19 protein-coding genes and 1 riboswitch are annotated in these 19,919 nt (G+C 41.2%); of the genes, 5 read left to right on the top strand and 14 right to left on the bottom strand.

Annotated elements, in window-relative coordinates; all coding sequences use genetic code 11:
- The first annotated feature begins 36 nt into the window (after nucleotides 1-36).
- Complete coding sequence (locus QZ995_RS10890; protein ID WP_301806604.1) at nucleotides 37-324, top strand: HesB/YadR/YfhF family protein; 288 nt, start codon at nucleotides 37-39, stop codon at nucleotides 322-324.
- Between the two features lie 93 nt (nucleotides 325-417).
- Here the strand turns inward: QZ995_RS10890 and QZ995_RS10885 are convergent, their stop codons facing one another.
- The 3 genes from QZ995_RS10885 to QZ995_RS10875 all read right to left on the bottom strand — a co-directional run bounded on the left by QZ995_RS10885 (nucleotide 418) and on the right by QZ995_RS10875 (nucleotide 4,373).
- The gene (locus tag QZ995_RS10885) at nucleotides 418-1,200 is read right to left on the bottom strand and encodes a 3-hydroxybutyrate dehydrogenase (RefSeq protein WP_301806602.1); all 783 of its coding nucleotides are present in this window, start codon (nucleotides 1,198-1,200) and stop codon (nucleotides 418-420) included.
- A 70-nt stretch (nucleotides 1,201-1,270) separates the two neighbouring features.
- Nucleotides 1,271-2,653, bottom strand: a complete 1,383-nt coding sequence (locus tag QZ995_RS10880; RefSeq protein WP_301806601.1) for a GntP family permease — start codon at nucleotides 2,651-2,653, stop codon at nucleotides 1,271-1,273.
- A 325-nt stretch (nucleotides 2,654-2,978) separates the two neighbouring features.
- Nucleotides 2,979-4,373 (bottom strand): sigma-54 interaction domain-containing protein, encoded by a 1,395-nt coding sequence (locus tag QZ995_RS10875; RefSeq protein ID WP_301806599.1) that lies wholly within the window; start codon nucleotides 4,371-4,373, stop codon nucleotides 2,979-2,981.
- A 446-nt stretch (nucleotides 4,374-4,819) separates the two neighbouring features.
- Nucleotides 4,820-4,984, top strand: a riboswitch (cyclic di-AMP (ydaO/yuaA leader).
- 5 nt (nucleotides 4,985-4,989) lie between these two features.
- Between QZ995_RS10875 and QZ995_RS10870 the strand changes: the two genes are divergently transcribed.
- The 3 genes from QZ995_RS10870 (at nucleotide 4,990) to QZ995_RS10860 (ending at nucleotide 8,248) form a co-directional block, all read left to right on the top strand.
- Nucleotides 4,990-5,772, top strand: a complete 783-nt coding sequence (locus tag QZ995_RS10870; RefSeq protein WP_301806597.1) for a CAP domain-containing protein — start codon at nucleotides 4,990-4,992, stop codon at nucleotides 5,770-5,772.
- A 188-nt stretch (nucleotides 5,773-5,960) separates the two neighbouring features.
- Nucleotides 5,961-6,794, top strand: a complete 834-nt coding sequence (locus tag QZ995_RS10865) for a MerR family transcriptional regulator (protein WP_301806595.1) — start codon at nucleotides 5,961-5,963, stop codon at nucleotides 6,792-6,794.
- A gap of 92 nt (nucleotides 6,795-6,886) precedes the next feature.
- Nucleotides 6,887-8,248 carry an MATE family efflux transporter gene (locus QZ995_RS10860; protein ID WP_301806593.1) on the top strand — a complete coding sequence of 454 codons (1,362 nt, stop codon included), beginning with the start codon at nucleotides 6,887-6,889 and terminating at the stop codon, nucleotides 8,246-8,248.
- A gap of 93 nt (nucleotides 8,249-8,341) precedes the next feature.
- Here the strand turns inward: QZ995_RS10860 and QZ995_RS10855 are convergent, their stop codons facing one another.
- From QZ995_RS10855 to QZ995_RS10835, 5 genes are all read right to left on the bottom strand, one after another.
- Nucleotides 8,342-9,223 (bottom strand): ROK family protein, encoded by an 882-nt coding sequence (locus QZ995_RS10855; RefSeq protein WP_301806591.1) that lies wholly within the window; start codon nucleotides 9,221-9,223, stop codon nucleotides 8,342-8,344.
- 49 nt (nucleotides 9,224-9,272) lie between these two features.
- Entirely contained in the window at nucleotides 9,273-9,671 is a 399-nt protein-coding gene (locus QZ995_RS10850) for a DMT family transporter (RefSeq protein WP_301806589.1), read from the bottom strand.
- On the bottom strand, nucleotides 9,668-10,258 hold the full coding sequence (locus QZ995_RS10845) for a TetR/AcrR family transcriptional regulator (RefSeq protein WP_301806587.1): 591 nt from the start codon (nucleotides 10,256-10,258) through the stop codon (nucleotides 9,668-9,670). The genes QZ995_RS10850 and QZ995_RS10845 overlap by 4 nt, the downstream gene beginning before the upstream one ends.
- 396 nt (nucleotides 10,259-10,654) lie before the next feature.
- Nucleotides 10,655-11,065, bottom strand: coding sequence for a disulfide oxidoreductase (locus tag QZ995_RS10840; RefSeq protein WP_301806586.1), 411 nt, complete (start codon nucleotides 11,063-11,065; stop codon nucleotides 10,655-10,657).
- A gap of 3 nt (nucleotides 11,066-11,068) precedes the next feature.
- Nucleotides 11,069-11,803, bottom strand: coding sequence for a DsbA family protein (locus tag QZ995_RS10835; protein ID WP_301806584.1), 735 nt, complete (start codon nucleotides 11,801-11,803; stop codon nucleotides 11,069-11,071).
- A gap of 626 nt (nucleotides 11,804-12,429) precedes the next feature.
- Between QZ995_RS10835 and QZ995_RS10830 the strand changes: the two genes are divergently transcribed.
- Nucleotides 12,430-13,173 (top strand): copper amine oxidase N-terminal domain-containing protein, encoded by a 744-nt coding sequence (locus QZ995_RS10830; protein WP_301806582.1) that lies wholly within the window; start codon nucleotides 12,430-12,432, stop codon nucleotides 13,171-13,173.
- Between the two features lie 203 nt (nucleotides 13,174-13,376).
- On the opposite strand, the gene QZ995_RS10825 is transcribed toward QZ995_RS10830, so the two are convergent.
- The 6 genes from QZ995_RS10825 to QZ995_RS10800 all read right to left on the bottom strand — a co-directional run bounded on the left by QZ995_RS10825 (nucleotide 13,377) and on the right by QZ995_RS10800 (nucleotide 19,687).
- Nucleotides 13,377-13,805, bottom strand: coding sequence for a flavodoxin (locus tag QZ995_RS10825; RefSeq protein ID WP_301806825.1), 429 nt, complete (start codon nucleotides 13,803-13,805; stop codon nucleotides 13,377-13,379).
- A 181-nt stretch (nucleotides 13,806-13,986) separates the two neighbouring features.
- Entirely contained in the window at nucleotides 13,987-14,478 is a 492-nt protein-coding gene (locus tag QZ995_RS10820; RefSeq protein ID WP_301806580.1) for a DUF4188 domain-containing protein, read from the bottom strand.
- 384 nt (nucleotides 14,479-14,862) lie between these two features.
- Nucleotides 14,863-15,477: a TetR/AcrR family transcriptional regulator gene (locus QZ995_RS10815; protein WP_301806578.1), complete on the bottom strand. Its 615-nt coding sequence runs from the start codon at nucleotides 15,475-15,477 to the stop codon at nucleotides 14,863-14,865.
- Nucleotides 15,478-15,635: 158 nt separating this feature from the next.
- A complete protein-coding gene (locus QZ995_RS10810; RefSeq protein WP_301806576.1) occupies nucleotides 15,636-16,118 on the bottom strand; it encodes a DinB family protein in 483 nt (160 codons plus the stop codon).
- A 350-nt stretch (nucleotides 16,119-16,468) separates the two neighbouring features.
- Nucleotides 16,469-18,574 carry a WG repeat-containing protein gene (locus QZ995_RS10805; protein WP_301806574.1) on the bottom strand — a complete coding sequence of 702 codons (2,106 nt, stop codon included), beginning with the start codon at nucleotides 18,572-18,574 and terminating at the stop codon, nucleotides 16,469-16,471.
- Between the two features lie 159 nt (nucleotides 18,575-18,733).
- On the bottom strand, nucleotides 18,734-19,687 hold the full coding sequence (locus QZ995_RS10800; protein ID WP_301806572.1) for an alpha/beta hydrolase: 954 nt from the start codon (nucleotides 19,685-19,687) through the stop codon (nucleotides 18,734-18,736).
- Between the last annotated feature and the right edge of the window lie 232 nt (nucleotides 19,688-19,919).

The raw sequence follows: 19,919 nt of genomic DNA, 5'->3' as shown, positions 1-19,919 counted from the left end.
CAATCTCCAGATGACATGATAAAGGAGTGGCTCTCAATGTCCATTACCATTACACCACAGGCACTTGCTTGGTTCAAAAAAGACTGGGGCTTCAAATCAGGCGATTTCATTCGCTTTTTCGTCCGATACGGCGGAGGCACCAGCCTACATAAAAGCTATTCCATGGGGATTTCTAAAGCCGAACCGAATGAGATCGCACTCTCCAATACGGTTGAAGGCATTACCTTCTTTTTTGAACAAGATGATATGTGGTTTATTGAGGATAAAAGCATGACCGTTGATTTTAATGAAGCTTTAGAAGAAATTACGTTTTCTTTCCAATAAGAAAATAGATAGAAAGGCAGGTAATAGCCAAAGGACTTCTCTACTCCTTTTCTGTTACCTGCTTTTTCTTATTACGGTTGCTCATAATGATTCTTATTGAGCGGTATACCCGCCATCAATAGCAGCGGCAATGCCTGTAACTCCCTTTAATCTATCGCTTACCAGCATAGCGGCATAGTCTGCAATCTCCTCTGCAGATAACAATCTCTTCTGAGGAACTAAAGGGTAAATGACTTCCTCCAATACTTTTTCTAAAGGTACATTACGAGTAATAGCCAAATCCTTCAGTTGATTTTGTACTAAAGGAGTGTCAACATAGCCGGGACACAAGGCATTTACTGTAATCCCATGTGCTGCTCCTTCTAATGCGGCTACTTTCGTCAATCCAATTACTCCATGCTTGGCACTGTTGTAGGCCGCTTTTCCCGCAAATCCGATAAGCCCATTTATGGATGACATATTTAAAATCCGGCCGTATCCCTGCTGTTTCATGATGGGGAATGTATGCTTAATGCCTAAAAAAGGCCCCACTAGCATGACTTTTAGCAGTAGCTCAAAACGCTCTGTCGGAAATTCCTCAATGGGGGACACATGCTGCAGACCAGCATTATTAACTAAAATCTCCAATTTCCCATACTCTTCGACAACTCGTTGGACGCTGGCTGCAACCTGCTCCTCATTTGAAACATCACAGGGTAAGCCGATCACCTTATACCCCTGCTGACGAAGTCTCTCTGCCGATGCAGCAACCGCTCCTGCATTCAGATCAGCGATGGCAACAATCGCTCCTTCCTTAGCAAAATGCCGGGCCATCTCATAACCAATACCGCTCGCAGCACCAGTAATGAATGCTACTCTTTGATCTAGTAACCCCATACAACATTTCTCCTCTTCCTTATCATCATGGCAAAAGCCTTTACTCCTTCTCTTTTCCACTCTCATCTCATTACAAAATGGAAACCATGAAAGCCAATAGGAAAACCGTTACTGTCTTTAATACAGTAATAACAAAAATATCCTTGTAGGACTGCCGATGCGTAAGCCCCGTGATCGCCAATAACGTAATGACAGCACCATTATGAGGCAGCGTATCCATCCCCCCTGAGGCCATGGAAGCAATCCGATGTAGGAGTTCTGGGGAAATATTAGCGGCATTTGCTAGCTCTACATACTGTTTGCCCATTACCTCCAAGGCAATCGACAAACCTCCAGAGGCGGAACCAGTCATTCCAGATAATACATTAACCGCTAAGGCCTCAGAAACCAATGGATGATCGCTTGCGCCCAAAATCCAATCCTGAATGCTTTTAAACCCCGGCAAAGTTTTTACCACGTTCCCAAAACCCACCTCAGAGGCCGTGTTAAAGATGGCAAGCAAAGCTCCCATGGCTGCTGCCGTAAGTCCTGCTGCTAGCTTGCTATGAACCGTTTTTACATTGATCACTAAAGCTGAAATGACCCCTACCAGCAACGCAATGATCAAAGCCCATGAAGAAGCTACCGTCTTCACATTATCAATCTTGAATTTTTCGCTGAGCATGGCTGGATCATACCAGCTATCGACGGCAATGAATCCTCTGCTTAACAAAAAATTAGTGAGAAGCACCAGCAACAGAGGTAAGATAGCCAAGGCAATATGAGGATATTTTTCTGTTCCTTTTGCTTCCGGTTCATTCTTGTGATTGTCACCATATCCCTCTCCTGCTATAGCCGCCTGTTTGCGGCGTTTTTCCAACCACAGCATCCCGCCCAGAAAAATCAGGAAAGCTCCCACAATTCCTACTAGCGGCGCAGCATAGGCATCTGTCCCAAAGTAATTGGTTGGGATAATGTTTTGAATCTGTGGTGTACCGGGTAACGCATCCATGGTAAACGTAAACGCTCCCAAAGCAATCGTCCCTGGAATCAAACGTTTCGGAATATTCGCTTCCCGGAAAAGAGCTGCTGCAAAGGGATAGACCGCAAAAGCTACAACGAACAAGGAAACGCCACCATAGGTAAGGATTGCACAGGCTAATACAATGGATAACACTGCACGCTTTGCTCCTAATCCTTTAACAATTGTCTGTGCGATGGAACCAGCCGCTCCGTTCAATTCCATCACCTTACCGAAAATCGCTCCTAATAAAAATACGGGGAAAAATGCCTTAATATAATTAGCTGCATTGGTCATGAATGTCTCTGTATAGCTTGGCAATAGTGCTAAGCCAGATAAAACGACTGCCAACAGAGTAAAAATGGGGGCAAATACGATAACGGGATAGCCTCGATATGCAAAAAACATGAGTAGACTCAAAGACACAAGGATCGCTACAATCTCTAAAAGCATAAATACTTCCCCTCTCTCATGTGACAAAATTGTGTCGGTTGTCTACAAGGGAAGCATAATTCATGCCATTTATTAGAGCATTGCGTGTTCTTTGCGATCATTTTAGCAACTTTTCAGATACGAACAGCCTTTTTAGCGTCCCCATGCTTTTAACAATTGAACGCTTTGACATACCGCTCTTGAATTAAAGTCCAAATTTTCGGAAATATATTTGCAGGCTCTTTGCTTCCTACAAATATATAGGCTCGTGATTATAAGAATCATTAGTCTTAGCTTTGTACATGTAAAAAGTCCAAAATTCTGGACATCTTCCAAAATATCGGACTTACTGCTTCGCTAGTTGCATTTGCCTGTCAATTAGCCTCTCCCACTTATGATAAAAGCTGGATTTACTAATTCCGAGCAATTTTGCTGCCTCCCGTTTATTTCCCCCAGTTAGTTGAACGGCCCGTAGCAAAGCCTCACGTTCAGCCTTTGCTAGCCATTCTTTAAGAATAGGAAAGCTGCTCTGTACCAGTGGGTTCCCTGATGTGGATGCTGGAAGCAGAATATGCTCGGCCCTGATCCGGTTACCCTCCATCATATGCATGGCACGCTCCAATACATTGCGCAGCTCTCTTACGTTGCCAGGCCAGCGGTGATAACGTAACAGCTCCCATACCTCTTCGTCCATTCCTTTCACAACAATCCCCGTTGTCTCCATCAGTTGCTCTTGTATACTCTCTACCAAATGCGGCAAGTCTTCCAACCTATCACGAAGCGGCGGTATTGTAAGGGTAACAACGTGCAAGCGATAAAATAAATCCTCGCGAAATTTTCCCGCTTTCATTAAAGCAAACATATCTTTATTAGTAGAAGCAATCACTCGTACATCTAGCGACATTGGTCGACTTGCTCCGACTCGCTCTACTTCTTTTTCTTGCAAAACGCGTAAAAGCTTGGCTTGTAGAGCGAGTGGCATATCTCCAATTTCATCTAACAGGATTGTACCTCGATCAGCTAGTTCAAATTTTCCTTTTTTCCCTTTGCGCAGAGCCCCTGTAAATGCTCCCTCCTCGTATCCAAACAACTCGGATTCCAATAAATTATCCGGGATTGCCGCGCAATTTACCCGAATAAATGGTCCCATCGCTCGCTGACTGGCCGCATGAATAGCATGTGCAAATAGTTCTTTGCCCGTCCCGCTCTCTCCCGTAATCAGTACAGTTGTATCGCTTTTAGCAACCTTCATCGCTAATTCCTTACATTTATTCATTAAGTCGCTGGTGCTAACAATCTGTTCAAAGCGATAAGCTGCTCCCAGCTTTCTTTGCAATTCACCTTTATAGTAATCTAATTCTTGTTTTAATTGATCGACTGTAGCCGACAAAGCGTGAAGCTGCCGCACATCCTGAAACATAACAGTTCCCAGCACCGCAATCATGTTCCCATCCCGATAAATAGGGACACGGTTCGCTATCATTTCACGGCCGTTAATCCGTTGAACCTCAGCCAGTTCAGCTAATCCGGTCTTGGCTACTGTATGCATGCGCGTATTCTCAATAACGGATGTAACATGTCTGCCGATTGGATCAGCTATCCCGATAAAATTCCGATATTTATGATTCATCATTAGAATGATGCCCTCTGGATTCGTCACCACTATACATTCATATGCTTGTTCAAATACATCCTCTAACAGTTTTAGATATTCCAACGATGCTGTGGCCTGAAAAACCATTAGTCATCCCTCCCTGGATCGTAACCATTCACATTCTTACACTTGTCTAACATAAGCTGTCGGTTTGTTTCCTCCTCGTATCCATCCTCACTCTTTTTACATAATTCCAATCTTCAGATTCTTACCTTAAAATGAACCGCTTGTTTGCTTTTTCCATTGTCCAGCTCTTCTAAATATCAGGCTTTGACAGGAGGATATTTTTCACAATTAATTCTAATTTATTCCTGCTTCGTCTGCTTCTCTCTCCTCCTCCATATAACAAATGTGCTGTTTTTTTATAAAACTACCTGTTACCACAGTCTTCATTTTCTATTATTTTGATCCAGCTTCATCCCTTTAGCCGCTTGATCTCTTCCTTATTCCTCCTTTTCTCATCAAATTCTAATAGGAATTTTTATCTACTTTTACCAGTTATCTACCGCTTTTTCCGTGCTTGCAACTTTGTTATTCTGAGCTTGCCGAAACTTCCCAAATCATGAGAAGTGCGGGGGATGACCGATGGTGTAAGGCTTAGGCTAACCACCTGGGGTGAATCACACATAATGCTGCGTAGGGTTGTATCCTCAATCCGAACCCGACAACTAACCTCGTAGGTAAAAAAAAGGAGCGATGAAAAATGAAGAAAAATTGGATGTCTAAAACAGTATTTGCATTGGCAGTAGGAATGGCAGTAAGCGGTATCGCTACTTCTGCATTTGCTGCTTCCCCAACATGCGCGGTAAAAAATCTACCAGCTAAACAAGATATTGCTTCATTGACTGAATTACTTAATCAAAAGCAAGGAAAATCGAAGGATTGCCTTCCTGCAGATCTATTAAATAGCCTATTGAATCAAACAAAAGGTAAGGATAACTCCATTATCCAAAAATTAAAAAACATCGAAGATTCCGACGCTAAATCACCTTCTACACCAAAGATTGAAAACAGATTTGCAGACGATTCCGATGAAGTTTCTGCAGACAAACAGAAAAAACCTTCTATGAAACAAGCAGAAAAAGATAAAGCTTCAAAAGAAAACGTATCTGCCCAAGCAAGCGCAATGGTGAACGAAGTAGTGGAAATTGTAAACAAGGAGCGTGCCAAAGCTGGTCTGAAGCCGCTTAGCATGGATACAGAACTGTCTAAAATGGCAACAGACAAAGCAAAGGACATGGCAGACAACAATTATTTTGACCATGATAGCCCAACCTTCGGATCTCCATTTGACATGATGGATCAGTATAAGATTTCCTACAAAACAGCGGGTGAAAACATTGCTGAAGGTCAACGTTCTGCTGAAGAAGTAATGAAAGACTGGATGGACAGCGACGGACACCGTGAAAACATCATGAATTCTTCCTTTACAAAAATCGGAGTAGGATACTACAACGGTTACTGGGTGCAAGAATTCATCGGATAAGCAATGCTCTCAAAGTAGAGGAGCAACAAAACCTCTATCCATGTTATCTCATAAAGACAGACGAAATTCATTATTTCGTCTGTCTTTTTTATATTGCTTATTTGACTTTATTGATTTTGCATAACAGGACAAGATAATGTATTACTAGAGCACAAGAGGAAACGTGTGTCCAACCGGAGGAATCTGTTATGAAAAATCGCTTTACAATTGGCAAAATGGCTCGTATGCATCGTATCGCAGAATCAACGCTGCGCTATTATGATGAAAAGGGCATTTTTCAGCCCAAAACCATTGACCAGAAAACTCAGTACCGTTACTACACCATTGACCAATTTTCTACTTTGACTTCTATTAAATTTTTTCGCCATTTAGGGATTCCCCTGCAGGAGATTAAAAGATTTATGGATGAACGTACACCCGATTTGGCTTTGGACATCCTGGAAAAGCAAAGAACATCTCTTCAACAAAAGCAACAGGAAATCGCCTACATGTTAAATCGTTTGGAAAGCAAGATCACAACCATTAAACAAGGCGTAGATATACCGGATGATTCCGTCGTATTTAAAGAGTTACCAAAGCGATATATTCACTCTATAGTCGTGGAAGCAGACCTCTCTGATGAAGAATTTGAATATCACCTTAATACTTTGCAAAGCGATCTTCAGCTTTTAGAGGTATCCTTATTTGCTGGTGATATTGGGACTTCTGTGTCAAAATCCGCCATTCTCAAAGGGGACTATCAAGATTACAACAGTTTATTTATTATAATTGATGATCTCCCCGTCGATAAAGAGCGCTATGCCAGTATTCCTGCTGGTCTGTATGCATGTACAATGCATTATGGACCTTACGAACAACTCGATCAGTCATACGAACGCCTCCTTTCAGCGATCAAAAAGCGTAATTATGAAATTACTGATAAATCCTATGAGCTAGGCATTGTAGATTGGTCGATCACCAGTGCATCGGATGAATTTGTTACTGAAATTCAAATCCCGGTTCAGCCTCTATCCTCCTTATAAATCACTGATTTCAACAGAATTTATTGACTGCCCCCTTGAGCTTCAAGTAGCTTGAATGTTTACAATAAGAGCTATCACAAGGAGGTCATATTATGACAGACGCAGTAATGAAACTAAGGGAGACCCCCGTGCCAAAGCTATTCATCTCTTATCTCATCCCTTCTGTACTTGGCATGTTACTTATGTCGATTAATATTTTTGTGGATGGGGTATTTGTCAGCCGCGGGGTGGGACCAGAAGGATTAGCCGGGGTGAACATCTCTGTACCCGCCTTTTCCATCTTCCTTTCTATCTCTCTTTGGATTGGAATGGGTGGAGCTACTCTCTACTCGGCTGCCTTGGGAAGAAATGAAGTAACACACGCTCGCCGGATTTTTACCCAATCTTTTACACTGGCAATTCTATTGGTTAGCCTCATCATGGCGGTTTGCTTAACACATATTGAACAAATAGCCTATATTTTCGGAGCTGACAAGGCCATCTTGCCTTATGTACTTGATTATTTACGTGTGCTGTTAACTTTCGGGATCGTTTATGTCTTAGAAAACATCCTGAGCATTTTTATCCGTAATGACGGAAACCCCAAGCTAGCGATGATGGGCCTAATCGTCACATCGGTCCTTAACATACTATTTAACTATATCTTTATTTTCATGATGGGAATGGGTGTCAAGGGAGCGGCCTATGCTACGATCTTATCGGCTGCTATTGGCTTTTTGGTGCTACTTACCCACTTTCGGAAGAAAGGTAGCACATTGCGTTTTGCGGCATTCCGGTTTCAGCTAAAGGAAATCGGGCAAATCGTAAACATCGGCTTTCCCAGCTTTATTGCGGAGAGTACGATCGCGATCACTACTTTAGCGTACAATCTGGCTTTCATGAAATATATGGGGGCACAGGGGGTTGCTGCCTATGCAATCGTCAACTATATTCATGCGATGCTATTGCTATTGTTCATGGGGGTAGGAGCGGCACTGCAACCTATTGCCAGTTTCCATTATGGTGCTCAATTAAGTGAGCGATTGCGAGCTAGCTTGCGTTTAACAGTAAAAACCGGCTGGGGCTTCGGTATCGCTGCCTTACTTTTTGGCGTTTTATTTTCAAATGTATTTATCATGTTATTTGATATCCAATCAGAAGAATTGATTCAAATCACCGTGAACGGGATGAATCTATTTTTTATCAACTATCTTTTCTTAGGATATAATCTTGTGTATGGGGAGTACTTCCAAGCCATACAGAAGATACGCAAATCACTGTGGATTATTTTAACCCGTGGTGTCTTGCTGGTTATTCCTTTGTTGTTTATCCTGCCAAAATGGTTCGAGGTAAATGGTATTTGGCTGGCAATCCCTATTGCCGAAGCACTGACAGCATTAGGCATTAGTATGTTAAATCGCAAAACACCGCCTGTTCCGCAATTTACAAAGCGAGAAACAGAAGCTAGTCTCTAACAAGCACGAAAAAAGGTAGCCCGAAATGAGCTACCTTTCTTCATATACATACAAAATCATTTGATCTTCCATTCAGCATCTGGTTGGTTGCTGTTATCCCTGTACCAAGCTTCTTTTCGCTAAGGCCAACGCACCACACACTCCTGCATTATCCCCTAATGCCGGTGGAACAATATAGGTTGACAAATCGTCACAGAAATACTGATTTTCACTCACATAGCCTTGTAATAGCTCGCTCAGTTGCTGCCTTACAAGGGGAAATAGCTGCTCCTGCTTCATAACCCCGCCGCCTATGATGAGCCTTTTAGGTGCTAAGATAAGGATATAATTCATTAACGCTTGTGCTACATAATAGGCCTCCAGCTCCCAGACCTCTGTGCTTGCTTGCAATGCTGCTCCCTGTTGATTCCACCGTTTTTCAATAGCTGGTCCAGAGGCCATGCCCTCTAAACAGTTGCCATGGTACGGACACACACCTGTAAACGAATCGGTATGGTGTGGTTTTACCAAAATATGTCCCATCTCAGGGTGAGACATACCGTGTAATAGCCTTCCTTCAACAATAGCCCCTACGCCAATTCCTGTACCCACTGTCATATAGATGCAACTATCTAAACCTTTAGCGGCTCCCCAAGTTGCTTCACCCAATGCAGCAGCATTTACATCTGTATCAAACGCAATCGGAACAGAAAAATGCTCTTTTATATGACCAAGCACGTCATAATTTTTCCAAGCCAGCTTTGGCGTATTCCTTACATATCCATAAGTAGCACTAGTCGTGTTTACATCAATCGGTCCAAACGAGCCTATCCCAATCGCATCTAGGTTCTTTTGATGTAAAAAGGTTATTACCTGCCCTAATGTTTCTTTAGGAGTCGTGGTTGGAAAGCTGATTCTCTCCAAAATCTCTCCAAATTCATTTCCGATTGCACAGACAAACTTTGTTCCCCCTGCTTCCACAGCCCCTAGTCTCATTTTTTGGTGCACTCCTTTGTAGCCTGAATGGTTTTACGTCATTTTTTGCTTACTGGTACAAGCCACTCTCACTATCAGATGCTACCACTTCGGTTTCTTCGCTGTGCTTTCCTTCTGCTGGTACACCATGGGAGTCCCCTTGCAAATTTAAAAGAACACATCCTGCGATGATCAATAGGATGGCAATCACCTTTTGCAAGGACAGACTATCCTTAAACCAAATGATCCCAATGGTCGCAATTAATGCGGTACCGATCCCTGACCAAATGGCATACACAACGCCAACCTCTAATTTTTTTAGAGCTAAGCTTAACGAGGAAAAGCAAATCAGATAAAACACAAACATAAGAATTGTCGGCCATATCTTCGTTAATCCATTCGACAGCTTCATCATGGTCGTACCTGCAACCTCTAATAAAATAGCTACCCCTAAAAAGACCCAACTCATTTTAATCTCTCCTCTCTACTTACTGACTCACTCTCTCTGTCTCTTACACCATCCACCATGATATCCATAATGGCTTCCAGCGCCTCTTGCACCGTCATTTGCTGCTGTGTGAGCGGAGATTGATAGGTCATCTGCTGTAAGGAGCCTATAAACATCTGGATAAAAACCTTCACATTCACAGGCCGAAAAACTCCTTCTGCAATGCCTTCTTCCATAAATCTACTTATATTGTCCCATCCCTCATGCATAAGCGTATTAAAAATCTGCCACTGCTCAGGATAAAACCTCTTTAATTCTGCTAAAAACCGTAAATCAAACGTGATAAGCTCACTGGGGATCACGAAGAACAACTGTTTTAATTTTTCAATTGGCCCCAACTGCTCATTTTGCAAGATTTCTGCTTCTTTATTAAAATAACGCTGCATATCCTGCTGAATAATGTAGGCTAACAGCTCCTCTTTGGATGTAAAACTTCCATATAAGGTTTTCGTGCTAACGCCTGCAAGCTGAGCAACGTTTGCCATTGTGAATTTGACGCCATATCGCTTCACCTCTTCAATCGCACACGTTGCAATGCGATTTTGCATTGAAATCACCCCTTTGAGAATCAGGGAAAATATTTTATTTTTTATATTTTCCACCTTTCCTATTTTACAAGAAAAAACAATGGTTAGCAATCCTTTGCTATTCATTCTCTTTGACCAAGCTGTGTCACCATTCCTGTATCATTGATTTGCTTAGCCCCGTAGGAAAAATAAAGCTTGAATCAGTTGAGCCTACCTACTCCAACACTGCCTTACTGGTGAATTCGTGCACATTGCCCCATAAAAAAGCAGAGTGCTGGGAATTTGCTCTTCCAGCACTCTGCTTGTCTGCTGCTATCTGCTACTAGTTTATGCACTTGGTTTAGCTACTATGTCCCTTTTGTTAGTAAATTACCAATAAATTTTTTGCCAAGGTCTTCTACTCACTTTTTTTTGTCCTTACTCGGTATCTGCCCCTCTTTTCACTGTAAGCAGACAAATTGTAATCACCACAAAGGCAACTAATGCCAAGAAAGGTATCGTGATGAAGCCGAGCCAATTTATATACTCACCTGTACATGGCACACCTTGCGTACAGAAGGACATTCCTTTCATAAAAGGAACCTTCTGTACGCTATAGTGGTAAGCCGAAGTGATCATGCCGATGATCGAAAGCGGCAAAATGTATCTATAGATACTGGTATCGTTGCGATACACAGCCATCCCCAACAGGATTGTCAAAGGATACATCAAAATTCGCTGATACCAGCAAAGCGTGCACGGGACAAAATGCATGACTTCACTAAAATAAAGGCTGCCAACTGTGGCAATAATTGCAGTAATCCAGGAAAGCACTAACGGCTTGTTCATGCGCTATTTCCCCTCTGTAACAGGGTTAGCGGCTTCTTCTACAGCCTTTTTGAAGTCATCCATGGTAGTTCCCTCAAATCGCTTACCATTAATGTATAAGGTTGGGGTTCCTCTTACATCCAGCCTTTTTACAATAGCCAAATCCTTGTCAACAGCCGCTTGGTATTTTTTAGCCGTAAAAGCCTGCATCACCTTTTCCGTTTGCTGTTGGTCAGCGATTTGACCGATAAGACCTTTTAGCTTATCCTCTTTAAAATAATCTTGTTTTTCCAGACTAAGGTCCTCCGGCTGGTTTTTATATAATAAATCATGGAATTTCCAGAAAAGATCATTTCCTAATTCTCCATAAACCGTTTCAGCAAATAAAGCTGTTCGATGAGAATCTACAGAAATAAATGGATCTTGGAAGAAATAAAACTGAGCTACGCCAGTCTCCACAAAATCTTTATCAATCTGTTTTACAAGCTCTTCATTAAATTTTTTGCAGGCTGGACACTTATAATCACCAAACTCTACAATTTTAACTTTGGCAGTCTCTTTACCAAGGTAAGGCTGCCCTTCATAGTCTGCAGCCTCCATCAATGCCAGTTGCGTTGATTTTGGCATAAGAAAGAGATACGCTATTACTAAAACAGCTATGATTCCGATACTCCAAAAAATCCATTTTGAAGATTGATCAGAGGATTTTCCTTTTTTACCTGATCCAGCTTTCGTCATTTTGTTGTGCTGCTTGTTCAACTTGACACCACCCATACTATTATTTATTTACTTACAAAAGTACAGTTATTTTCCATAGTAGTTGATCTTGGACTTTATAGCAATGCTGTAATCTTCTCTAAAGTGGATATTTTTTGAACGAATACTTCTAGTTTTCATTTTTTTCTAATCAGCAATCCTTGTCGAGTATCTTTAGTATATTTTTTATTTGTTTCGAATTGCAAGTTTATTCTTCGCTAATCAACAAAGGTATTTCGCTTTATTAGACATTTATTATGTATGGATTCCATCACTGTTTAGACAATTTCCTCCTGTTTACATTAACTGAAAAATTAGTAATTATTTCCGTTATTTACTTTGGATACTTTTATCTTAACTAAAAAACTTTCCCAGTATAAAAGCTTTTAACTAAAATATTGGAAAAAAACGAAACGAACCTAGCAGGAAAAAAGATGAAAAATGGGACGACAGTATGACTTTTTTCTCTTGTAAAAAAGCGTGATAAGCACTATTCTGATACTTAGCCGTATATTTTTAGGAGTTCTATTTTCGAGAGAATTCCATGCTAACTTGCCGTTTCATTATCGGAATAAAATGTTTACAAATGAGTATCAAAAGAAGATTGATCCACTCTGGAGGGGAAAGACATGTTTAAAAAGAAAACGCTACTTTTGCTGTCTTCAGCTTTGTTAATCGGGGCTTTGCCTGCTACAACTGATGCAGCTGTCGTGAAAAAAAATATTCAAGCTACTTACAACAATGTGAAAGTAAAGTATAACGGCTATGTAGTTCCAACTACTACGGAACCATTCATCGTAAATGGTACTACATACATCCCGCTTCGCATGATGGCAGGGGTATTTAACAAGGATGTTTCTTGGGATCAAGCTACCTTTACAGTATCTGTAGGAGATCGTATAGATCCTAAAATTGCACAGCTACAAGCAGAGATTGCTGCCAAAGATTCTAAAATCTCTACATTAGAAAAAGACGTTTCCTACTATAGAGATCAATTAGATAAGAAAGATAAGGATAAAGATAAAAAGAAGAAAAAGAGCAGAAATAGCGATGTACGTGATCTGGAAGATGATCTAAACAAAAAATTTGGTAAATGGGAAAAAATCAAATGGAATTTCGATCTATCCGGCGATGAGGATGACCTGGATGTTACGATTGAAATTGACCTTGGTGACTACAAAGATGAATACAAAGATCTAAGTGAGTCCGAAATCAAAAAATTCATCAAGAAGGTTTGCGAATTCATCTGGGATGAAAGAGACTTTGAAGATGCAGACATTGATGGAAAAATCTATGACACAGATGATAAAGACGATCTGTGGACATTCGAAGGTAAAAGTAAAGGTAAAAAAGTCACTTACGAGAAAGAATAGGCTACATGCGAAGATGTTTGATCCTTGTCCCGGAGATTGCTCTCCGGGGCTTTTTTATCCTGATAACCAAGGAATCCTCTAAAGCACAATACCTAAGCGGAACAAAACAAGAAACCAGACATGGCAACAAAAATTTATCTGTTCCCATCTTCTGGCTTCTTTAGTTTTACCACTATATATTATTCTAGAAGTTACTCTTGTTATTACCCAAGCTTCTGTGCAAAGGTAGCGCCAAACTCCTTGCATTCCTCAATTTCCTTATCTCCAGGCGAAAGCTCGATCTTCAAGCCCTCTGCTACGATTTCTGCTCCTAAGGATTGCAGCTTCTTAGTCAGCGTCTCTACAGCCTCTCCAAACATTGGATAGCTCGTATCGCCAGAGCCGAATACAGCCGCTTTTTTGCCGCTAAGATCAAGTCCGTCCATTTCATCGTAAAAGTCGAGGAATTCATCCGGCAGATCTCCGTCGCCCCAAGTGTATGCCCCTAACAGGATTGCATCATATTCAACCAAGTCAGCAGCTTTCGCATTCCATACCTCTTTTACCTCAATTTCTAACCCTTGTTCACGAATGCTTCCCGCAATCAATTCTGCCATTTCCTCGGTGTTTCCTGTCATGCTCGCATATATCATTCCAATTTTGCTCACGGAGATCTCTCCCTTATATCTATATTTCTAATCCTTAAATGAAAATTATTATCACTTACATAATATTGATACTGATTCTCATTGTCAATATTTTTTTATAAAATAACAAGCTGATTTTGCACCAGCTTGTTGCTTATATATCCCTTCAGAAGCCTTATCCCATTCTTCATTCTGCTTTCTCTTCTGAAGGGTTTGCTGTTAATCTTTTTCTCGAATTTTGATATTTACCCGTAGCAGGTACCTGTCCAATGGCTTTCGCTAGCCCGAACAACGGCATATTCGCGTAAATTGCCTCATACTTGGAAGGTTCCATGCTATATGTTTCGTGAAAAATACCTACACTTCCATCTGAACCTATTTTACGCTGGAAAGCCTTCCAAGCCTCCAGATGATAGCCGCCGTGCGCATAGCTTTCTAGCTGTTCATAGGAATTCCAGTACTGTATGAGACCGATCGTTCTACCATTCCAACAATTTTCTGCTCCTATAAACCCTAATTCCGGATGCTGGTACAACTCTTTAAGCATCTTCACCATTGCGAGAAATACAGGAAGCCATTTATGAACGGCCCACCATTTATTGATGCGCATCCCAATGTAAAACACCACGAAGGATTTGCCAGCTGATGCTGCGAATCGACCATTTTGTACTTTATTCATCTTCTTCTCTCCCATTCTTTTTGCATCCTTATTTCGCATCTTCAGCTATTACGAAATATATTTTTATCGTTGTAGTTCAAAATAATCGAGGGCCACTGCTAGAATAATAGTAAGGATTATTTTAAAATTGCGCGTCTTAGTTGATCTTGCTTTCATATAAGCTAAACACTCCTACCAGCATACCGACTGGCGGTCTGTATTTGATAAAAAATAAAGAGCTACTATGCTCGTTATATCATCATGATTGTTTCTTTGGATTGGTCTACAATCCTTTCTCTTTATTTGCTCAAGACAGAAGGATCGTTTCAATATTTTCATCATTTGAGAGAGATCCTTCCCTGTAGGTCAAGCAGACGGAGATCAGTAGTTGATCCCCTGCTGTTCCTAGTATTTTTTACTTTTCTCGTTTTTGTTTTGCAATAAATCATTCATAATAAGATATAGATCATCGGCCTTAAGTAGATTAACGCCCATTTCTTTCGCAAGTATGCTCCCATACATATTTGTCATAAAAAAATGAGCCATTTTCTGTGGATCGACATTTTGGGAAATAGCACCTCCTTGCTGTCCACATTGAATCCACTCCGTTTGCATGTCAACAGAAAATTGATGAAATCGGTTCAACAAAGAGGCAATCCTTTTATTTTCCTTTTGACTAAGCAGATAAATAAAAATTTGACTGGAGACTTCCTTTTCTCCCTGCAGCAACTCCGTAAAACCATCAACGATGGCTCTCAGTGGATCATGCAGTTCTCCACGTTTAGCAATTTCTACTTGGTGTTGAAATTGCTCGTTTACCTTTTCCATTTTCATTTGCAGAATATAAGCAAACAGTTCATCCTTACTTTGCACATAATGATAAATGGCTCCTTTTGACAGTTTAGTTCTGTTCATAATCTCTTGCAGGGTTGTTTGCCTGCATCCCCGTTCACGAATGAGATCTTCCGTAGTTGCCACTAGCATCTGAAAGGTGGACACGGCGTGATTCTGTTGTGTCATGAGCACGTTCTCCTATTAGCATAATTTCCTTGCCATCATTTTAACAAACCGACCAGCGGTTTGTAAAGAGGGAGATAAAAAACAGACAACGGATTGGCAGTCTGTTTTCTTTTTGCGGGTTTCCATAGGACAAGCGTCAGCAGAAAAACCAAATCTAGCTACACCGATAAGTGATCCTTGATTTCTTTAATTTGCTCCAGGTGTCTTTGCTCATGAAGTCCAACAAATTCAATCCATTGATTTATGTTCAGAAGCCCAAATGCCGGATGAGTAAATCCTTTTTTGGCAAGCTGAGAACTCTCTGTATCTTCGCAAGCAGCCAACAAAGAGGTACGAGTAGATTCCAGCTTCAGGAGTAAGTCCTGTAGATTTTTAGGCTCATCTGTTGGTTCATAAGGAGCGGGGGCTTGCACTTTCTTGCTGCGATCCAGTATTAAGGAAATGGGCTTTGACTCTATTTGTACATCCTCATTACGTAACGCCTTTTTCACATGGTAAGCTACCGCTTTTTCGGTCAGATACAAATGCTCCAACACCTGTCCTATCGTCCAAACACCCTCCATTGCTCTCTGATTGATTTCTGTATCTGACAAGCCATCTACCATATTAATTAATTCTTCCCTGACTGCATGTATATTCATAGGTGTACCTCCTTTTTCTAGAATTTTTCCAATATCAATCTGTTCTTCACGTTGATTGGAATTTCCTGTATTGCTTACACTTATAGAATTTACACTTACAGGTAATAAAAAATGAATGCGGAATATCCCCCTAGTTTACTGAAATATATGGTCTCATTGGCAAACATCCGTCCCTTTTGATGTATTCGGATATCTGACTTCGTATTCTTGAAAAATAAACACTCATCTAAAACGGTGTATAAAAATACGAGCCTTGATAGGAAAGAATCAGAAGATCGCACAATTATTTTTCGCACATAAAGAAAGCCACAACTCCAAAAATAAATTGCGGCTTTCCGGTATCTAGCTTGCTAATGGAATGCCTTCCAAAACGCTCCCTGTGTATTAATAATTGGCATAATCTCATTAAACGGAATCCGAAAAGTGGGAAAGCCTGCAGCATAAGGTGCGATTTCATAAGGGGCGAAATAAATATACAAAGCCTCCTCATTCACATAAAAGGGCTGGTCTGGCGCAATTCCTTTATAGGTATCAGGAAAAACATAGGAGTATTGTGGGTCTGTCTTTATCTTTTGGCCGATAATATAACTTAAAATCTTTACATAGTCACTACTAGGTTTGAATAAATCCTGCAGCTTATAGAATTGTCCCGTCACCAAATCAATTGGAGTATAGATCTGTGTAGGCATTCCGTGTGCAGCTCCAAACGGGTAGTTATAACCCTGTAGCTTTAATTGCACAAGCTGTTTATCGAAAAAGTCAACAGAGAAGTCACCGAAATAATTATAATCTAGCTGGGCATTCGGATCGATCGGCTTGACTTGAGACAAATCTTTTAAACGCTTGTTTACTTGTTCCTGAATCGCGCTGGTGGCCATTCCTTCTATTTGTGGATAGTAGACGAGATAATCCTTGTTAGGACGATACATCACCTCTTTGACCCGGTATTGCTTGGCGAGCGGAATGACCGTATTTTGTGCGTAAATCAAAGTGCCATTTGGCTGATAATAGCTTACTCGCTGGTTCACATCAGCCCTAATTACGTTTCCCATCTTATTAAGCGTTCCGTTTCCTTTAAGAATGGGGAGATTCCTCATGATCTTTCCAAAACGATCGATAAAGAAGGTAGACTGATCATTAGTCGCTGAGGCTATCCCATCCTGATATTTCTCTACTTTATTGAACACGAATTCTGTAAAAAAACGCCCATCCTTATCAGCAATTGCATATGTAGAACCCATGTATGGTGCTTTGCTGTCCCTAAGAACGCCTACTGCTACCCGGTCTTCCCCTAGCATCTCAATATCACTGTACCCCGGTTTAATTTTAAATGCTCCTGTTTTATCAATCAGCCCCAATTTAAACACAAAATCATCCACCGATGTATTAACTACAGCACGCCCTTCTTTGAATGCCTGTGCTGAAGTAAATTGCGGCTCGATGATTATTTTTCCTTGTTCATCCATATAGCCAAACGGCTCTTTTTCTTTATGCTGAAAAGCCATCAATCCATCGCTCAACGGTCCTACGGCATGGTAGGGATACGTATGTAATACCTCCCCATTGCGACCTAAAAGCGCATATTGATTCTCTTTGATCTTGACAACTGCCTTCCCTTCAATGAAATCATTGGCTTCTTCATACTTGTTCGGTATCACAACCTTCCCTTCCAAATTAAGATAGCCATATCGATAGTTCCCCTGCTCATTTGTATCAGCAAATACTGCCCTTCCATCTTGATACGTTCCAATATAAGAGTGGGGGTTATCGCTTAGCACTGTACCTTTGTCGTCTATCACCCAGAAGCCCTTGTCATCGATTACAGTTGCCCGACCTTCCGTAAACGAGCTAATTGAATTGTAAATAGGCTTTACAACGTACTGAGCTTGTTCATTAATTAATCCGGTACCATTTGCGACCGTTACAACAGCAAGCCCGTTCTTTTCAAAGGGAAGAGCGTACACAAATTGGGGGATGATTAAGAACTGTCCGCGCTCATTAATGTAGCCCCATTTCACTCCTTCTCTCGTACTCATGGATGCCGGATAGAGAGCAACTATTTTTTGTTTTATTTGCATGCGAATCGTTTTAATTAACTCATTCCATTTTGGTGCATAGATAGCTGATGATTTGACTCGGATACCTGCTCCTATAGATTCAATAGCCATAGCAGGTAAATTTTCCTGCAATTGAGCTTCAGCCAGGTAGTACCAATAAAGCGGATGAGCTGTATCTTCAAGAATCGCCTGCCAACTAGCACCGTTTCGCTTGAGCATCACCAATGAAATGCCCCCAGACCGTCTATAAGCAACAGCAACGCTCAGATTGCCTTTTTTGTCCGCGTCAATTGCCCGAACATAAGATGTATGTTGAGGCTTTATCACCGGCAAAACCTCCGCATCATCCGGCAAATATTGCCGTGCCACCTCTAAGACATCCGATTCCTCCCACATCATGAGGCACCCTCCTCTAGTTGTGTTTTTGATATTCTATGTATTAGAAAAGGCAATGTGCCCAAACAAAAAAGCATCTGTCACAGCAATAAGCTATAAACAGATGCTCTACATCATTATTTATTTCTTAGAACAAAAGTGCCACGTCACATAAACACTTGCCTAAAGTGCCTGTTCAATAAATTTCTTTACACGCTCTTGATACTCTTCTTTTGCTACGGTAAATGATTTTGTGTGTCCTGCTCCAGGCACTATCCAGATCTGTTTTTCTCCTTGTGCAGCGTCAAAGATTCGATAAGCCATCTCTGTAGGAACCAGCTTATCCTGATCGCCGTGGATGATAAATAACGGTCGAGTATTCTTCTTCACTTGTTCAATGGGAGAGACTTCTGCAAACGAATAGCCTGCCCGCAGCTTAGTCGTCCAGCTCGTTGTTTGCATAAGCGGGAAAGTCGGCAATTGATATAAATGCTTCAACTGATAAGACAATTCCTCGGTCATAGATGTGAATCCACTATCCTCAATAATTCCTTTTACCTCAGGTGGCAGCTCCTCACCGCTAGTCATTAAGACTGTGGCTCCACCCATTGAGACTCCATGTAAGAAGATATGCTTTACTTTTGCCTGCTTCGTCAGCATTTTAATCCAACCCAGATAGTCCTTGCGATCATGCCAGCCGTATCCAACATAGTCGCCTTCACTATTACCGTGGCCACGAGCATCCGGCATTAGCACTTGAAAGCCTAAGTCATGATAGAACTTTGCGTAACTTTTCATGTCTTCCCCTTTACGGCGATAGCCATGAGCTAAAATAACTGCCTTGTCGCTAGGTTGATCACTCGGTATGTAAGTGGCTTTTAACTTCAAGCCGTCAAAGGAGATTTGCTCTAAGCCGCCCTTTTCCTGATTTTTGTACCATTCCTCTACACGGATTTTATCCTGTTCCACTGCTGCATTTACAGGGGCAGCAGCAGCCTCCTGCTCACCAGAATACAGCGTGACCTGACCATCACGACTGATGCTGATCTGATAAAAATAGCTACTGGCGGCAATGATCGCAATAAAAAAGAAAGCCACGATTGAGCCGCAAGTAATCATGATTCGTCGTTTGTTCATACGTGTTTCTCCTCTTAAAGTATGCTTATTCTATTCTCACAGGTTGTTCAGTGTTACATTGCCTTGTAATAGAAATCAATACCAACTAATTCTATAAAAAATAACAAATCCCTCTGAATGTTATTTCAGACTGTCATATTTTTGTCCAAGGGTGTTACCTGTGACCACCCCTTCTTATAGAAAAATGAGGCACATTCCATTATATTTTTTGATTTTCCTATTAATGTCACCA

Origin of the sequence: Brevibacillus laterosporus, from assembly GCF_030489605.1 — a bacterium.
GTDB classification, from domain to species: domain Bacteria; phylum Bacillota; class Bacilli; order Brevibacillales; family Brevibacillaceae; genus Brevibacillus_B; species Brevibacillus_B laterosporus_E.
Note: the sequence above shows the minus strand (reverse complement) of the source record. Positions and strands in the feature narration are given on the sequence as shown.

Bases quoted from the DNA above. Each gene is read 5' to 3' on its own strand.
- QZ995_RS10830 (WP_301806582.1), top strand. From the start codon at position 12,430: ATGTTTAAAAAGAAAACGCTACTTTTGCTGTCTTCAGCTTTGTTAATC.
- QZ995_RS10855 (WP_301806591.1), bottom strand. From the start codon at position 9,223: ATGAGACTAGGGGCTGTGGAAGCAGGGGGAACAAAGTTTGTCTGTGCA.
- QZ995_RS10825 (WP_301806825.1), bottom strand. From the start codon at position 13,805: ATGATATATGCGAGCATGACAGGAAACACCGAGGAAATGGCAGAATTG.
- QZ995_RS10860 (WP_301806593.1), top strand. From the start codon at position 6,887: ATGACAGACGCAGTAATGAAACTAAGGGAGACCCCCGTGCCAAAGCTA.
- QZ995_RS10870 (WP_301806597.1), top strand. From the start codon at position 4,990: ATGAAGAAAAATTGGATGTCTAAAACAGTATTTGCATTGGCAGTAGGA.
- QZ995_RS10890 (WP_301806604.1), top strand. From the start codon at position 37: ATGTCCATTACCATTACACCACAGGCACTTGCTTGGTTCAAAAAAGAC.
- QZ995_RS10865 (WP_301806595.1), top strand. From the start codon at position 5,961: ATGAAAAATCGCTTTACAATTGGCAAAATGGCTCGTATGCATCGTATC.
- QZ995_RS10805 (WP_301806574.1), bottom strand. From the start codon at position 18,574: ATGATGTGGGAGGAATCGGATGTCTTAGAGGTGGCACGGCAATATTTG.
- QZ995_RS10885 (WP_301806602.1), bottom strand. From the start codon at position 1,200: ATGGGGTTACTAGATCAAAGAGTAGCATTCATTACTGGTGCTGCGAGC.
- QZ995_RS10880 (WP_301806601.1), bottom strand. From the start codon at position 2,653: ATGCTTTTAGAGATTGTAGCGATCCTTGTGTCTTTGAGTCTACTCATG.
- QZ995_RS10875 (WP_301806599.1), bottom strand. From the start codon at position 4,373: ATGGTTTTTCAGGCCACAGCATCGTTGGAATATCTAAAACTGTTAGAG.
- QZ995_RS10845 (WP_301806587.1), bottom strand. From the start codon at position 10,258: ATGCAAAATCGCATTGCAACGTGTGCGATTGAAGAGGTGAAGCGATAT.
- QZ995_RS10815 (WP_301806578.1), bottom strand. From the start codon at position 15,477: ATGACACAACAGAATCACGCCGTGTCCACCTTTCAGATGCTAGTGGCA.
- QZ995_RS10800 (WP_301806572.1), bottom strand. From the start codon at position 19,687: ATGAACAAACGACGAATCATGATTACTTGCGGCTCAATCGTGGCTTTC.
- QZ995_RS10850 (WP_301806589.1), bottom strand. From the start codon at position 9,671: ATGAGTTGGGTCTTTTTAGGGGTAGCTATTTTATTAGAGGTTGCAGGT.
- QZ995_RS10810 (WP_301806576.1), bottom strand. From the start codon at position 16,118: ATGAATATACATGCAGTCAGGGAAGAATTAATTAATATGGTAGATGGC.
- QZ995_RS10820 (WP_301806580.1), bottom strand. From the start codon at position 14,478: ATGAATAAAGTACAAAATGGTCGATTCGCAGCATCAGCTGGCAAATCC.
- QZ995_RS10840 (WP_301806586.1), bottom strand. From the start codon at position 11,065: ATGAACAAGCCGTTAGTGCTTTCCTGGATTACTGCAATTATTGCCACA.